The 14,112-nt window shown below is 66.1% G+C and carries 15 protein-coding genes and 1 tRNA gene; 8 read left to right on the forward strand and 8 right to left on the reverse strand.

Annotated elements, in window-relative coordinates; all coding sequences use genetic code 11:
• The first annotated feature begins 18 nt into the window (after window positions 1-18).
• On the forward strand, window positions 19-1,110 hold the full coding sequence (gene sepX / locus A5645_RS10630) for a divisome protein SepX/GlpR (protein ID WP_065129471.1): 1,092 nt from the start codon (window positions 19-21) through the stop codon (window positions 1,108-1,110).
• Window positions 1,111-1,160: 50 nt separating this feature from the next.
• Window positions 1,161-1,233 (forward strand) — tRNA-Ala (locus A5645_RS10635).
• 394 nt (window positions 1,234-1,627) lie between these two features.
• Here A5645_RS10635 and A5645_RS10640 read toward each other — a convergent pair.
• From A5645_RS10640 to A5645_RS10660, 5 genes are all read right to left on the reverse strand, one after another.
• Window positions 1,628-3,145, reverse strand: coding sequence for an adenylate/guanylate cyclase domain-containing protein (locus tag A5645_RS10640; RefSeq protein WP_065129472.1), 1,518 nt, complete (start codon window positions 3,143-3,145; stop codon window positions 1,628-1,630).
• A 79-nt stretch (window positions 3,146-3,224) separates the two neighbouring features.
• Entirely contained in the window at window positions 3,225-4,154 is a 930-nt protein-coding gene (locus A5645_RS10645; RefSeq protein WP_065129536.1) for a dihydrodipicolinate reductase, read from the reverse strand.
• A gap of 329 nt (window positions 4,155-4,483) precedes the next feature.
• Complete coding sequence (locus A5645_RS10650; RefSeq protein WP_065129473.1) at window positions 4,484-5,308, reverse strand: hypothetical protein; 825 nt, start codon at window positions 5,306-5,308, stop codon at window positions 4,484-4,486.
• Entirely contained in the window at window positions 5,305-5,931 is a 627-nt protein-coding gene (locus A5645_RS10655) for a TetR/AcrR family transcriptional regulator (RefSeq protein WP_065037163.1), read from the reverse strand. The genes A5645_RS10650 and A5645_RS10655 overlap by 4 nt, the downstream gene beginning before the upstream one ends.
• 54 nt (window positions 5,932-5,985) lie before the next feature.
• Window positions 5,986-6,741 carry an alpha/beta hydrolase family protein gene (locus A5645_RS10660; protein ID WP_065129474.1) on the reverse strand — a complete coding sequence of 252 codons (756 nt, stop codon included), beginning with the start codon at window positions 6,739-6,741 and terminating at the stop codon, window positions 5,986-5,988.
• Window positions 6,742-6,777: 36 nt separating this feature from the next.
• Here A5645_RS10660 and A5645_RS10665 point away from each other — a divergent pair, with 36 nt between their 5' ends.
• The gene (locus tag A5645_RS10665) at window positions 6,778-8,130 is read left to right on the forward strand and encodes a carboxylesterase family protein (RefSeq protein WP_436405483.1); all 1,353 of its coding nucleotides are present in this window, start codon (window positions 6,778-6,780) and stop codon (window positions 8,128-8,130) included.
• A 101-nt stretch (window positions 8,131-8,231) separates the two neighbouring features.
• A complete protein-coding gene (locus A5645_RS10670; RefSeq protein WP_253866930.1) occupies window positions 8,232-9,245 on the forward strand; it encodes a helix-turn-helix transcriptional regulator in 1,014 nt (337 codons plus the stop codon).
• Here A5645_RS10670 and A5645_RS10675 read toward each other — a convergent pair.
• On the reverse strand, window positions 9,242-9,772 hold the full coding sequence (locus A5645_RS10675) for a hypothetical protein (RefSeq protein ID WP_065129475.1): 531 nt from the start codon (window positions 9,770-9,772) through the stop codon (window positions 9,242-9,244). The genes A5645_RS10670 and A5645_RS10675 overlap by 4 nt on opposite strands.
• A 157-nt stretch (window positions 9,773-9,929) precedes the next feature.
• Between A5645_RS10675 and A5645_RS10680 the strand changes: the two genes are divergently transcribed.
• A complete protein-coding gene (locus tag A5645_RS10680) occupies window positions 9,930-10,184 on the forward strand; it encodes a hypothetical protein (RefSeq protein WP_065129476.1) in 255 nt (84 codons plus the stop codon).
• Window positions 10,185-10,196: 12 nt separating this feature from the next.
• Here the strand turns inward: A5645_RS10680 and A5645_RS10685 are convergent, their stop codons facing one another.
• Complete coding sequence (locus tag A5645_RS10685; RefSeq protein ID WP_231123255.1) at window positions 10,197-10,943, reverse strand: class I SAM-dependent methyltransferase; 747 nt, start codon at window positions 10,941-10,943, stop codon at window positions 10,197-10,199.
• A 123-nt stretch (window positions 10,944-11,066) separates the two neighbouring features.
• Between A5645_RS10685 and pat the strand changes: the two genes are divergently transcribed.
• The 3 genes from pat to A5645_RS10700 are packed head-to-tail and all read left to right on the forward strand — an operon-like array spanning window position 11,067 to window position 13,459.
• Window positions 11,067-12,062, forward strand: a complete 996-nt coding sequence (pat, locus tag A5645_RS10690; RefSeq protein ID WP_155767952.1) for an acetyltransferase Pat — start codon at window positions 11,067-11,069, stop codon at window positions 12,060-12,062.
• A 37-nt stretch (window positions 12,063-12,099) separates the two neighbouring features.
• Window positions 12,100-12,771 (forward strand): DUF5642 family protein, encoded by a 672-nt coding sequence (locus A5645_RS10695; protein ID WP_065129539.1) that lies wholly within the window; start codon window positions 12,100-12,102, stop codon window positions 12,769-12,771.
• Window positions 12,772-12,799: 28 nt separating this feature from the next.
• Window positions 12,800-13,459: a DUF5642 family protein gene (locus A5645_RS10700; protein ID WP_065037168.1), complete on the forward strand. Its 660-nt coding sequence runs from the start codon at window positions 12,800-12,802 to the stop codon at window positions 13,457-13,459.
• An 11-nt stretch (window positions 13,460-13,470) separates the two neighbouring features.
• Here A5645_RS10700 and A5645_RS10705 read toward each other — a convergent pair whose 3' ends face one another.
• Window positions 13,471-14,067, reverse strand: a complete 597-nt coding sequence (locus A5645_RS10705; RefSeq protein WP_196773076.1) for an alpha-ketoglutarate-dependent dioxygenase AlkB family protein — start codon at window positions 14,065-14,067, stop codon at window positions 13,471-13,473.
• Between the last annotated feature and the right edge of the window lie 45 nt (window positions 14,068-14,112).

Consider the following 14,112-nt stretch of genomic DNA (forward strand, 5'->3'; position numbering starts at 1 on the left):
CGAAGAGAGCAGGTCATCATGCCAAGCATCCCGCAGTCGTTGTTGTGGATCTCGCTTGTGGTGCTGTGGCTGTTCGTGCTGGTACCCATGCTGATCAGCAAGCGAGACGCGGTCCGGCGCACCAGCGACGTTGCGCTGGCGACCAGGGTGCTCAACGGTGGTGCGAGCTCCCGTCTGCTCAAGCGGTCCGGGCCCGCGGCCGGGCACCGCAGCGATCCGGACTGGAAGCCCGAGGAGGAGTGGGAGACCGAGCCGATCGACGCGCCGTTCGCCGACGCCGACAAAGACCACGATCAGGACATGCCGGTCCTCGAGGACGAGGACACCGACGTGGTGATGCGGCGCCGTTCGGTGATCACCGCAATGGCCAAGGCGGACAAGGGTGTTGAGATTGCCGACGAGCCCGACTACCTCGACGTCGACGTGATCGACGAGGACGCCGCCGCGCTGCCGGTGGGGGCCAGCGCGCAGGCGGAGCAACCCGAGGTTGCCGCCGTCGAGGCTGTTGCGGAAGAGGCCGAGCCGGAAGCTTCAGAAGCCCGTGCCGAAGATGACGACGAACTGGACGAGGACGAATACGAATACGTCGAGGACTCTTCGGGTTTGGAGCCCGAGGAAGACGACGAGCTGGACGATCACGACGCTCCGCCGGCCTACGCGTCGGGGGTCAATCGGCGTCGCCGGTACGACAACAAGACCGCCGCGGCCGTCAGTGCACGCAAGTACGCCTTCCGCAGGAAGGTGCTGACGGTGATGGCGGTGGTGCTGGTGGGTTCGGCCATCGCGGCCTTCGAGGTGACTCCACAAGCCTGGTGGCTGTGCGGCACCGCGACGACGATCACACTGTTCTACCTGTTCTACCTGCGTCGGCAGACGCGGATCGAGGAGAAGGTGCGTCGTCGCCGGATGCAGCGGATGGCTCGCGCGCGGCTCGGGGTGGAGAACACCGAGGACCGCGAATACGACCTGGTGCCGTCGCGGTTGCGCCGCCCGGGAGCGGTGGTGCTGGAGATCGACGACGAGGACCCGATCTTCGAGCACCTGGAGTACGCGACGTCCATGCGCCACTACGGCTGGCCGCGTGACCTGCCGCGCGCGGTTGGACAGTAGTGCACGGTTCGGTCCTTCGGGGCTACGGCTGGTAGCCTGCTTAGCGATCAGGGGCTATGGCGCAGTTGGTAGCGCGACTCGTTCGCATCGAGTAGGTCAGGGGTTCGAATCCCCTTAGCTCCACAAAGTTTGTCCAGGTCAAGCCATATTTCAGCGAGTTCTGCAACCTTATCAACAGCGTATCGGCGACATCGATCAGGTTCGCCGCCGCGCGCGTGCTGCGAACGCATCGAGTGCGGCGAGTACTTCCGGAGAACGCCACACTCGGTTCCGCGGCCCGCTGGTCGCCTCGATCAGCACTCCTACCTCCGTGAGCGGGTCGAGATAGCGGTGCGCGTTCGTGGACTGAATGCCTAACTCCTGCGCCGGCAGCGCAGCATTGGCGACTGGGAGGCCTGAGGGCCGTCCGACACGCGGTAGCGGCAAAGTTGCGAACTGCCGGGCGCTAGCGGGTGCTGCGTCTCGACGGCCCGCAGGGATCGGTCTTCAGCAAAACGACGGGGCAACCCCGTCAAAGTCAAGCCGCGAGCGGAAGTTCCGCCAAGGCGAAGATCCGCACGGCATCTGACTTCCCTTTCAACTCATGAAATCCGCGGTCGATAAGCCCGGGGGGACGAGTGGTTAGGGCGTCGGCGGACTGCTGGGTGAGCAGTACCGCGTCGCGCGTTGTCTTGGTGAGTTGTTCGACGCGGGCGGCGACGTTGACAGCGTCCCCGATCAGGGTGAACTCGAGCTTCCCGCCGCCGCCGATGGTGCCGGCGATCACCACGCCCGTGTTGATCCCGATACCGATCCGAAGCTCCCCGCCGAACCTCTCAGCGACGAGGCGGTGAATCGCTACGGCGGCAGACAGTGCCGCATCGGCATGATCGGCAAGGTCATTCGGTGCGCCAAAAACTGCCAGAGCGCCGTCGCCGAGGAACTTGTTGACATGCCCACCGGCGTCGACGACGGCGGGCACGACGATCTCGAACAGAGCGTTGAGCCGGGCGACGGTGTCCTCGGCGGTATTGACTTCCGCGTACGGGGCGAAGTCGCGGATGTCGATGAATACCACCGTTACTTCGCGCCGCTCACCAGCGAACACGTCATCACCCTGCTCGAGCAGTCGCGTTGCGAGGGCGGGATCGACGTAGGTGCCGAACGCGGCTTGAAGTCGTTGCCGCTCAGCCAATCCCGCCTGCATGCGGTTGAACGAGGCGGCCAGCACACCCAGATCATCGTCTTGGACTACTGGAAGACGTTGGCTGTAATCGCCCATTGTCACACGTGCAGTTCCGGCGGCAAGGTCCCGAATGGGTTGCAAGGAAGGCGAAAACGAGGACAACAGGGTGATCGGCACACCCATCCCAAAGGCCAACACGCATGCGATCGCGACGACGAGTATGGGAACCTCGCCGCTCTGATGGAGAACCGCCGCCAGCATCGCACCCGCAAGGGCGAACACGAAAGCGACGCAGACCATGAAGGCGTCGGTCCACGCCGCAAATGTCGGATGCGGACGAGGCAGCGAATCACCAATTTCCGTACCGGCCGTCAGTGCAATTCGCGCCGGCCGTAGCGATACTTCCACGAAGCTATGGAATGCCGCGAGCTGGGTGCCGGCTCCGAGGACAGCACCCCAAATCCCGTACTGGACAAGCCGCGACGTGCTCGCACCCGCAATTGCGCCGATACTTACCGAGATCACGACCGCCCAGACGGTAGTGACAATCACGCTTCGGAAAAACGCCTCCCGAACGTAGACGTAGCTGTCCTGTAGCGCCATCGCCCGATCCACTTGCCGGCCGGCGGCCCACTGCTCCACGGACCGGATGCGGCTTAGGCCTGGCAGGAAGTTGCCATAAATCAGCAGCGGCGCGGCGGCAACGGTCACGGCGGCGGCCGCGGCGTAGTGAGCAGAGTGCTCGTAAGCGGTGATCATCATCGCCGACACCAGCCAGGTCGGGAGCACCACCACAAGGCTGATCGCGGAGATTGCCCAGCCGTACCTCGCTTTGTACCGGTCCCACGCCCACTGCCAGATGCGATCCATGACGGGAGACTAAACGACAAACCAACCCTGTCATTTGTGTTTCAACGCGCTAGGCGCTGAGCGCCGTTTGCCAAATGGCTTAAGTTGCAGCGCCGCAACGTGTTTGGCGCGTCACGACGGCTGGTCCGGCCAGCGGTACCGCCAGCACCCCCGGCGCGGCGTCGATGACCGCGGGTATCGCATTTACCGCCGCCATCGCCGTTGCGGCCACACCGGGATTGGTGGCGTCGCCTTCCGCCGTATCGAGCCGTAGGTCAAGTGTCATGCTGGGTGAGCCCTTGATTCGGAACACCATCCCGCCCTGGCCGGGCTTTGCTGGGCGCGGCCAGGTTTCGGGCCACGGCGTCGACGTCACCGTCGCGAAGTACTGAACCGACACGACCGGTCGCCCTTCGCATATCGCCGCGAGCTGCCAGCGGTGCGCGCAAATCGTGTTCTGCGGAATCACACCGAGTGCCGTGTCTAGGTTTTCCGGGGCCAGGATCGTCTCCCAATCCAGCGCCACTCGTTCGACGTCAACGGACAGCGTGTCGGCGATGTAGCGCACCACGGGTCCCCAGTCGTTGTTGACCTTGCCCGACGCAATGCGAATCGGAACGTGGCCGTCGGGCTTGCCGAAACCCATCGACTCGTGCAGGACTTCCCAGATCGGATAGGCCAAGTCGAGGTCGAGTGCGTACTCGTCCATGCGGTAGGAGTCGACCACGCCGGCTCCCGAGAGCAACGCGGTAGGAAGATTCAGGCTCACAAACCCGGGTTCGCATCCGGTGGCGTAGAAGGTGGCGTTGCCCTTGCGGGCGGCCCGTTCGATCGGATCGCGCCATTTCGCCGGTGCCGCTGCTGGATACACCATCGGGATCGCGGAAATGGTGACGACATTGATGCCGGCCTCCAGATAGCCGACAATGTCGGCGATCACCTCGTCCTCACGTCGCACGGCGGTCGCGCAATAGGCGACGCAGTCCGGCGCGGCCTCCAGGACGGCGGCCAGGTCACCCGTGGCGGCGATCCCCACCTCCGACCGGCCGCATAGCCGACCGGCGTCGGTGCCGATCTTCGCCGGAGTGGACACCTTGACCGCGATCAACTCCAGCGCGGGGTCGTCGATGATCGCGCGCAGTGCCGCACTGCCGGTCATGCCGGTGCCGACATGAACCACACGACGCTTTGCAGGTGAAGGAAATGAGGTCACAGGCCGGATCATAGGCACATGGGTTGCCAATGCCGTGCAACTAGTCTTCGACATGATCGGAGCAGTCGACTCGCGGGTCCGACACCGCCACAGGTAGGTCGTAGCTTGCGTGGGCGCTGAGCGTACGGGCGGACTGAACGCCGTCCTCAGGGATGGGTGACCAGGTAGGTCTCGTTGTCCAGGCCCGCCGTCAAGGACGCGACGTCGAACGGGCGCTGCAGGCGTGCCTGTAGCTCTTCGCGGTCGACGAGCAGGCTGATCTCGACGGTCTGCCGGGCGAACAGCCGTGCGATGTAAGGGTATAGCCGCCGCATCACGGCGCGCTCCGCGGCGGTGCATCGGGATGCGCAGTACCCGACGTGCCCGATCTCGTCGGTGAGGATCTCCTTGTAGAGCAACTCGATTCGTTCGGCGACCTCGGGTTCGTCGGCGAAGAGTTCAACGCCGACGCGGCGCAGTTCGTCGAACATTACGCAGCCGGCCATTTCGGCGGCACCGACGAACATGAAGCTGAGCCGCTCGGGGATGAAGACGCCGGTCTTGACGAACTGGCGCAGCACGAACGGTGGCGGCACCACCTGGAACGTCAGGTCGAAGACATCGAGCGCGTACGCCAACAGCCGGGTGTGATAGTGCTCCTCGAGTTCGAGGTAAACCCGTTCCGGCGGCAGGCTTCCGTCGCTGTTGAGGCCGTAGGTCTCGCCGAGGCCGACCCCGAAGCGTTCCGCCTGATTGAGCTTGGCGGTAGCCAGCAGGAACAGCATCTTGCGGTCCAGGCCCGCTTCGGGCCGCCGGCGCCGCAGGTTGCGCAGGAAGACCTCGCGGTCGGCGGGATGTTGCGAGCGCACCGGGTTCGTTTGCAGTCTGGTGAAGAAGTCCTCGCGATTGGCCAGCCGCCGATTGAGCAGGTCGGCCTCCCCGTCGCGGCGCTTCAGAAAGTCTCGATAGCCTTCGATTCCGTTGCTGCTCATCGTGATTCCATTCCCTTCACAATTGTTGTCACGTACCGGGCCAGGATGGCGTCGGCCGCAGGATCATGCGCACCGGTGGCGAGCAGGGCGAAGAGCCCGGTCAGGAAGAACACCGTGAGTTCACCGGCATCCCGCTCTGCTGGGACGCGACCCGTGTTCTGGGCGTTGGTGATTGCGGCGGCGACGAAGTCCGCCAGCGGATGCTCGGTGAGCTCGTCCTCGACCGGGCGGGTCGCCGAAAAGTGCAGACCCAGCATGTCCCGGAACACCACCGGGCCCAACTGGCGCTCGGTGGCGGCGACCCGAAGCACGAGCATAGTAAGCAGGGACACCAAATCGTCACTGCTGTTTCGGCTTTCGGCCAACTCCTCGACAATGCGGGCTTCTTCGCTGCGCTCCAATTCGACCAGGACGTGTTCCTTGGTGGGGAAGTGGAAGTAGAACGTCCCCCGCACCACCCCGGCTGCTGCGGCGATGGCGCTCACGTCCGCGCCGGCCACTCCGGACCGGCCGATCTCGGTGAGCGCGGCCTCGAACAGGCGGGCCCGGGTTTCCTGCCGGCGAAGCTCCCGGGCGCCGCCACCGCTACCGCGGGGTTGTGTGGCGGCGCCTGTCGGTCCCATCAGTGCAGGCTATTACCTTCATTGACGGTCGTCAATGACGACCGTCAATGAAAGTCAGTCGAGGTACGCGTCGGCCCAGGCCCCGATGATCCGTCCGGCCCGCCGCGCCTGACCACGCGCGGTCAGCAGGTGATCGGAACCCTCGAGGGAGACGAAGCTGCGCGGGTGCCGGGCCAGGTTGAAAATCTCGCTCGCGTTGTCGATGCCGACGGTGTTGTCGGTCGGCGAGTGCAGGATGAGCAGCGGCAGCTGCAGGTCCTTGATCTTGTCGTGCAGGTGCGCGGTGCGGACGTCCTCGACAAACGCGCGTTTGAGCGTCAGCGTCCGGCCGCCGACCATCCACTCCGCAGCACCCTCAGACAAAGCTCGATCAACCACTGCGTCGTAATGCTTTTCGACGTGGCTGGGGTCCACCGGTGCCGCCACGGTCACCACCGCGTGCACGCCCGGCGACCGTCGTGCCGCCGCGAGAACGGCGGCCCCGCCCCACGAGTGCCCAACCAGGAGATCGGCCGCAGTCCCGCGATCGGCCATGAACTCGCACGCCTTGATGATGTCGTCGACCTTGCCGGTGAACGAACCGTCACCCCAGTCGCCCTCGGAGGCACCAAGACCCAGCGCGTCGAAGCGCAGCATGCCGATGCCGTCCGCCGCCAGTTGTTTACAGATCCGCGCCGCGGCCGGCGAGTCCTTGCCCAAGGTGAAGCCGTGGGCAAATACGCCCCAGCCGCGCACCGCTCCCTCCGGCACTTCGATCACGCCCGCCAGGGTGGGACCGGTGCAGCTTTGGAACGTGACGCGTTCGCCCATGCTTGCGATCTAACACCTCCGCGCTGAAGAGCGTGGGTGGCCGCACCCGGGGAGTACCGTGACGCGGTGGCACGGCGACGCTTGGCGACCAACTCCGGTCCGCTGCTGGTCGATGACGACGGGATGCTGATCCGGGCACGCGGCATTCCGTATGCGACAGCCAGCCGCTTCGGCGCTCCGGTTCCCGCTCCGCCGCACACCGATGACCTCGACGCGACCCGCCGCGGGCCGGTGTGCCCGCAGTTGCCGTCGAGACTGGAGTTCGTCACGGGCCCGGTGGTGGCCGGTCTACCGCAGCGCGAGCAATGCCAAGTGCTCAGTGTCACAGCACCTTCCGACGCCCAGGGCCGGCCGGTCATGGTCTGGTTCCATGGCGGCGCCTATGTCTCGGGCAGCGGTGAAGCGCCCAAGTACGACCCCGATGCGCTGGTCGCCGAAGGCCGCGTCGTGGTGGTCACCGTCACCTACCGCCTGGGCATCTTCGGCTACCTCAACCCCGATGCCGACGGCGATGCGAACTTGGGGCTGCGCGATCAGATCATGGCGCTGCACTGGGTTCAGCACAACATCGCCGCGTTCGGCGGTGACCGTTCGCGGGTCACCATATTCGGACAGTCCGCGGGCGGCGACAGTGTCCTGTCGCTGATCCTGAGCGACGGCACCGCGGGTCTGTTCCACCGTGCCATCCTGCAGAGCGCACCGCTGGGCTTGCGGCGTGGCCGCGAGGCTATGACGGCCGCGATGCGGGACTCGGCGAACGAGGCGTTGGGCGGTGTACGCCCTGCCGAAGCCAGCGTCGGCCAACTGCTGGGCGCTCAAACGGCAGCTGTCGCAACCGCACAGCGATTCGGTGCGTGCGGTGGGTTGCCGTTCGCGCCCATCGCGGGCGTGGCGCCGATGCCGGCCCTCGATGAGGAGCCTCGCCGACTGCTGGACGTGGCGTCGAAGGTCGAGATACTTGCCGGCTTCACCCGCCACGACGCCGCCCCGTTCGTCGCCATGGACCCGCGCGGCCGACGGTTCCGCTGGCTCGGGAGGGCGGGGACCGGGCTGGTCGTGCGAGCAGTCACGAACCGGATTTTCGGTCGCCCCGCGCGGGAGCTGGCGAAGCTGTGGATCTCCGCCGGCGGCCAAGCCGCCACCTTCCGGGTGGACTGGTCGCCGGCGGGGGCGCCGCTGGGCGCGTGCCACTGCATTGAGCTGCCGCTACTCTTCGGCTCACCGGCGTCCTGGGCCGACGCGCCGATGCTGGGCCCCGGCAGCGATCCGATCGACGCCGACCTGGCCCGCACGACGCGCGGCCGTTGGGGGGCTTTCGCTCATCACGGCATCCCGGCCCTGGGCGGCACAGCGCTGCGGATCGACGCCCGACGGCCCCAGGAAACGTAGTTTCAGTAACTCAATTTCGGCCGAGTTTGGCCTGCTCAACGGTGCCTGCCGGGCCTCCGGGCCACCCGGTGCCCTTACTTGTCGGCTTCGCATGATGGATAATGGCTGGGTCGGCTCAGCACGATGCCGTGGCCATCGTCACCTGCCCGAAAGCCGACTCAATGTTTACGGTTCTCCTTGATACCAAAGACCTCGGCGAAGCCGAGGCCGTTCTGAGCGCGAACATCTCCAACATGCGCATCAGCAAAGCCTCCGGCGACAACTCGGCGCTGATGCGGATGGAGCGGGCGTTCGTCGGATCGATCAGTTACGACGCCGCCGAGTGCGGCCTCGATTTCAGATACGAGATGGACCCGCCGGACAAAATCCTGGTGTGCCGAGTTGTCTGCGGCGAGTTGCAAGAGCGACCGCGGGGGCGGGCCGCCGCTACGTTCCAGCCCGGCGAGGCCGGGGCCATCGGCGCGATCCAGGGCGTGCCCAGCGAGGGATTCGTGCGGCAGGGACATTACGACCAGCTGATCGTCAAACCCAGTCTGCTCAGCAGCATTGCGGCCGAACGACACGGTAGCGACAAGCCGGTGCGACTGACCGGCTCGGTGCCTGTCTCCCGGCAGGCGAGCCGGCAACTGTTCGAGACGATCGGATACGTCGGCCGCGTCGCCGCCAACCGGTACGCACAACAGAGCCGGTTGATCACGTCGGGACTGGAGCGGTACGTGGCAAGCACATTGCTCGCCACCTTGCCGAATACCGCGCGGCTGGAGCCGACGCGCCTGGACCGCCGCGACAGCAGCCCGCTGCTGCTCCGCCGGGCCCTCGCCTACATCGACGACAATGCGCACACCGACCTCACCCTGACCGATATCGCGTCGGCCGTCTACGTAACTCCGCGGGCGTTGCAGTACATGTTCCGCAAGCACCGGGACTGCACACCCATGGAGTACGTCCGCCAGGTGCGGTTGCAGCATGCCCATCTCGACCTGGCGGTCAGCGATCGCGCCGCGACCAGCGTGGCCGAGATCGCGCGACGTTGGGGCTTCGGGCATTTGGGTCGTTTCTCGGTCTTCTACCGCGAGACATTCGGCCAGAGCCCGCACGTCACGCTGCGTGACTAGCTGGGGCTTGAGATCCCCGAGAACAACTCCGGCGCAACCGGTTTGGTGGCATAGGTGCGTGTACCGGAGGACACAGTGAGCACGATGCGTGGCGACTCGCCTTCGACAGCAGCGGCGAACCGGTAGGCGTGTTGCAGCTCAGTGAGGAATAGGGCGCAACCACCGGGCGGTATGTCATGCGGAACATCTGCCCCCGCGATCGGCTTTTCCAGCGGCACCAGCGATGTGCCGTCCGGGTCAGATCGGACCGCCCACCCGGCGACGTGAAACGGTTCGCGTCCGGCGTTGACGACCTTGACTCCGATGATCAGCGGAATGTCCTCGAACTGCTCGGCAATGTCGGCCAGTGACTCGCGCACATCGCGGCTGGCGTCGTTGGTTACCAGCCCGTCCCGTGTCAACCGGCCGACAACGGGAGTCAGCTTGGGCCGCGGACGCTGCATTCGCTGCGTGACCAGCTGCCACCCCAGCGACGCCACCGCCAGAACGGTGCCGACCAGGCCAAGAACAAAGCCGGCGACACTCATCACGCACCCCAGTTATCAACCATGCCTCAACGTTACTGGTTGCGCGGGTGGCGCTTTGGGACCCATCCTGATGAGTTGCCTAAATTCAGCTGAACGTTGACTAAGAGGGCGCGCCGAACCGCGGGACCAGTCAGTGACCGCACCTAGGGTCGCGGGCATGAGCACGAAGTACTACCTGCAGAAGGTTCCCGCCGAATCCGTCCAACCCGGCTATTCGCTGGCCATCCGCACCGACGGCAAGTTCCGTCTTTTCCAGGTGGAATGTACGCAGACCTCCCAACGCGCGGGCCAGCCCGCGATGATCCGGCTGACGTCGGTCGCCGAGAACGCTGATCGACCTTGGGTGTTGGAGTACGAAGCAGGCACACCCGTGGTTCGCCTTTTCGGGATCTGCGAGGCGGCGGCGTCCTGAGCGGTTCCCGGCTCAGCCCGGCTTGGTTGCGGTGACGAATTGCAGGGCACGCTGCGTCTGCTGCTCGACGTCGATCAGTCCTGCCTCGCTGAACAGGTCGACGAAGGCGTCCCGGTCGAACATGGTCAACCCGATCAGCCGTGCCGTGGCGTGCAGCGCCAGGTTGATCGGCGGCGGTTGGCCGGCGTAACTGGTCAGGATGGCGATCCGTCCGCCCGGTCGCAGCACCCGCACCATCTCGTGCGCGATCCGGAACGGCTCGGGCATCAGGTACAGCGCCCCGAAACAGCAAACGGCGTCGAAGGTTTCGTCGCCGAACGGCAGGTCGCGGGCGTCGCCGCGGACATAGCAAGTGCGCGGTCCGCTGTTGTCCTGAACGGCGCGGGTCAGCATCGGCTCGGAAATGTCGAAGCCGACCGCGAGGCTGCCGGTGGACAGCTGTTCGGCCAGTGGCCCGGTGAAATTACCTGGCCCGCAGGCAACGTCGAGTAGGCGTTTGGCGCTGCGCAGGCGCAGGGCCTCGGCCGCGCGGCGCTCCTCGGCGCGGGTGGTCATCCCGCTGGCGAAATAGAAGGACGTCGGCCGCCACAGCCCTTCGTACACCGTCGCGACCAAAGGGCTGTTCATCGCGCGCTGAGCAAACGTCGGAGCCGGTGTCGCCGTCGATTCGCCCAGCACGTCGAGGTAGCCGTGCCGCAGCACGGCCGGCCTGTTGAGCAGACTTCGCGTCAGCTCCATCCGGTCCTGGTTATCGATCACGTCGGGCCCTTTTCTGCTGTCCTGCGTCGCAGTGACGACCTGTCGTCAGGCTAGTGCGCCCGGGCGGGCACTTCTTGCAGGGGCGGCGGCGAACCCCATAACCTGGGTCGCAGCGGACCGCGACTGGACGGGGTGGCCGAATTGAGCGGCACTGAGACCGAGGGGCTCGCGGCAATGGACGTCTTCAAGGGATGTCCCACCAAAGATCTGCTGCCGTTGGCCTCCCGTCTGTCCCAGCTGCGCGCGCCGGCCGCCCAGGTCCTGATGCGCCAGGGGGAGCAGGCCGTGTCGTTCCTGCTCATCGCGTCCGGTAGCGCCGAGGTCATGCACGTGGGCGACGACAACACGGTGATCGTCGAGCAGGTGTTGCCTGGCATGATCGTCGGGGAGATCGCCCTGCTGCGCGACGTTCCCCGCACGGCCACGGTGACCACACTCGAGCCCCTGACCGGGTGGATCGGCGGCAAAGCCGCCCTGGACCAGATGATGCACATCCCGGGCATCATGGAGCAGCTGGTGCGCACGGTGCGCCAGCGCCTCGCCGCTTTCATCACGCCGATTCCGGTGCAGGTCCGTGACGGCACCCATCTGCTGCTGCGCCCGGTGCTGCCCGGCGACAGCGAGCGCACGGTGCACGGCCACGTCCATTTCTCCAGCGAGACGATCTATCGGCGGTTCATGTCGGCTCGGGTGCCGAGCCTGGCGATGATGCATTATCTGGCCGAGGTTGATTACGTCGACCATTTCGTCTGGGTGATGGTCGACGGCGCCGACCCTGTCGCCGACGCCCGCTTCGTCCGCGACGAGAACGATCCGACGATCGCCGAGATCGCGTTCACCGTCGCGGACGCGTATCAGGGTCGCGGCGTCGGGACCTTCTTGATCAGCGCACTGGCCGTGGCCGCCAGGGTCGACGGTGTCGAAAGATTCTCGGCGCGAATGCTTTCCGATAACGTGCCGATGCGTACCATCATGGACCAGCATGGCGCGGTGTGGCAGCGGGAGGACATCGGAGTCATCACCACCGTCATCGACGTGCCGCGCCGCCTGAGCTTCGGGCGCGATATGGAGCGACAGATCAAACGAGTGGCCCGGCAGGTCATCGAAGCCGTGAGTTGATCCGCAGGCCAGCCGCCGCGGCGTGATATCAACGATCATGCGGCCGTCACGCCTTGGCGCTGCGCTGGCCCTGCTGCTCGCCGGCTGCGCTCAGTCTCCGGCGCCGGCTCCGGCATCGGGGACGCTGAGTTCGACACAGCGCGGCACGGTCGTCAATCCCGCCAACATCCGCCGCGTCGGGCGGGAGCTGCCGCCTGGCTACGAGGTGTCCAACGTGCCGCGGGCCGCCTCACCCCGGGCGATCTGGGGCGTCGGGGGCAACGCCGGCGCGGTCCCGCCGCAGTGTATTGCGCTGGCCGAATTGGCGACCGGGCCGGACCCGGCTGCGCAAGGAGTTTCTGGTTCCGGGCCGGGCGGGATCCTGGATGCGGTCGTGGTGCCGGTGGCCGCGGGGTCGCGTCCCGACCGGGCGTTGGTGAGCGTGTGTGGCCGCTGGGAGCTGAGCGCCGGGCGCACCAAGGTAAGCATCGAAAGCGTCGACGCACCGCACATCGACGGCGCGGAAAGCAGTGGCATGGTGGCCGACATCCGCGCAGCCGTCGAATCCGGCAGCGAAATCGATTCTCGGGCATACACATTCATTGCCTACCTGGGCGAATACTGCGCATTCACCACGCTGACCACCGATCCGGGTTCGATGCTGCCTCCGCTACCGGCGCAATTCGCCGCCGATCTCCTGGTCAAAACCGTGTCGACGTTACGTGGCTGAGCATTTCGACTTGGGTAGATTGGCGACGATGTGGAAGCGGGCAATGGCGGTCGGGTCGGTGTGCCTGCTGGTCGGCTGCTCGCCGGGGGCGAACTCGTCACAGCCCATCAAGGCTGACATCGCCAAGATTCTGGACGTCAAATCCAGCTTTGGCCCCGAGTTCAAGGTCACCGACGTCACCCCAAGGGCCATTGACCCGCAGTTCTTCTCGTCCCGCAAGCTCCCTGAGGGGCTCACTTTCGACCCGGCGAACTGCGCGAAGGCCGCGACCGGACCGGAGCTGCCGTCCGGGTTGCAGGGCAACATGGCGGCGGTTTCCGCCGAGGGCAACGGCAACCGGTTCGTCGTGATCGGTTTGGAAACCTCTCAGGCGTTGCCGATCAACGACCCCGGCAAGGACTGCGCCAAGGTGGGATTCTCCGGTGCGCAGCTGCGCGGCGCGATCGAGGTGATCGACGCACCGCATATCGACGATGTACACACCCAGGCCGTGCACCGCGTCCTACAGGCACTCGTCGCCGGCGCCGCCCGTACCGGCGAACTTTACGACTACTCGGCGCAATTCGGTGATTACCAGGTGATCGTGATCGCCAACCCGCTGGTGGTTCCCGGCCAGCCGGTGGCCAAGGTGGACACGCAGCGTGCCCGCGACTTGCTGGTCAAGGCGGTCGGGGCGGTTCGGGGCTAGACCATAAGCTGCTAACGCACGTTGCGCGGGCGAAATTGCAGGCTCACCCGCGGACCCGCCGAAGCGGTGGTCTTGGGCACCGCATGCTCCCAGGTGCGTTGACAGGAGCCGCCCATCACCAACAGATCGCCGTGTGCCAGCGGCAACCGCAACGACGGTCCGCCGCCACGTCGGCGCATCGCGAACGTCCGGGTGGCGCCCAGACTGACGATGGCGACCATGGTGTCCTCGGAGCTGCTGCGGCCGATGGTGTCACCATGCCAGGCCACGCTGTCCGATCCGTCCCGGTAGCAGCACATTCCGACGGTGGTGAACGGTTCGCCGAGCTCGCCGGCATAGATGTCGTTGAGCCGCCGCCGCAACCGGGTCAGCGCGGGATGCGGTGGGTCCTCGACGGTCAGGTCGTGGAAGCTGACCAGGCGGGGCACGTCGACCACCCGGTCGTACATCTGGCGGCGTTCAGCCCGCCACGGGATCGTGGTGAGCAGGGCCTGCAGCAGCTCGTCGCCGTCCTTGAGCCAGTTCGCGCGGACGTCGATGAAGGCTCCGTCACCGAGCTGCCTGCGCTCGTTGTGCTCGAACAGCGAGCCCTGAACCGCGATCGCCACGCCCGCAATTCTATCGCACACCCGTTCGATCGATCGGCGTGTGGC

Source organism: Mycobacterium asiaticum, assembly GCF_001673635.1.
Classification (GTDB): Bacteria; Actinomycetota; Actinomycetes; order Mycobacteriales; family Mycobacteriaceae; genus Mycobacterium; species Mycobacterium asiaticum_C.

Bases quoted from the DNA above. Each gene is read 5' to 3' on its own strand.
- A5645_RS10670 (WP_253866930.1), top strand. From the start codon at position 8,232: ATGGCTGGGTCGGCTCAGCACGATGCCGTGGCCATCGTCACCTGCCCG.
- A5645_RS10655 (WP_065037163.1), bottom strand. From the start codon at position 5,931: ATGGGACCGACAGGCGCCGCCACACAACCCCGCGGTAGCGGTGGCGGC.
- A5645_RS10660 (WP_065129474.1), bottom strand. From the start codon at position 6,741: ATGGGCGAACGCGTCACGTTCCAAAGCTGCACCGGTCCCACCCTGGCG.
- A5645_RS10640 (WP_065129472.1), bottom strand. From the start codon at position 3,145: ATGGATCGCATCTGGCAGTGGGCGTGGGACCGGTACAAAGCGAGGTAC.
- A5645_RS10650 (WP_065129473.1), bottom strand. From the start codon at position 5,308: ATGAGCAGCAACGGAATCGAAGGCTATCGAGACTTTCTGAAGCGCCGC.
- sepX (WP_065129471.1), top strand. From the start codon at position 19: ATGCCAAGCATCCCGCAGTCGTTGTTGTGGATCTCGCTTGTGGTGCTG.
- A5645_RS10700 (WP_065037168.1), top strand. From the start codon at position 12,800: ATGTGGAAGCGGGCAATGGCGGTCGGGTCGGTGTGCCTGCTGGTCGGC.
- A5645_RS10680 (WP_065129476.1), top strand. From the start codon at position 9,930: ATGAGCACGAAGTACTACCTGCAGAAGGTTCCCGCCGAATCCGTCCAA.
- A5645_RS10675 (WP_065129475.1), bottom strand. From the start codon at position 9,772: ATGAGTGTCGCCGGCTTTGTTCTTGGCCTGGTCGGCACCGTTCTGGCG.
- A5645_RS10695 (WP_065129539.1), top strand. From the start codon at position 12,100: ATGCGGCCGTCACGCCTTGGCGCTGCGCTGGCCCTGCTGCTCGCCGGC.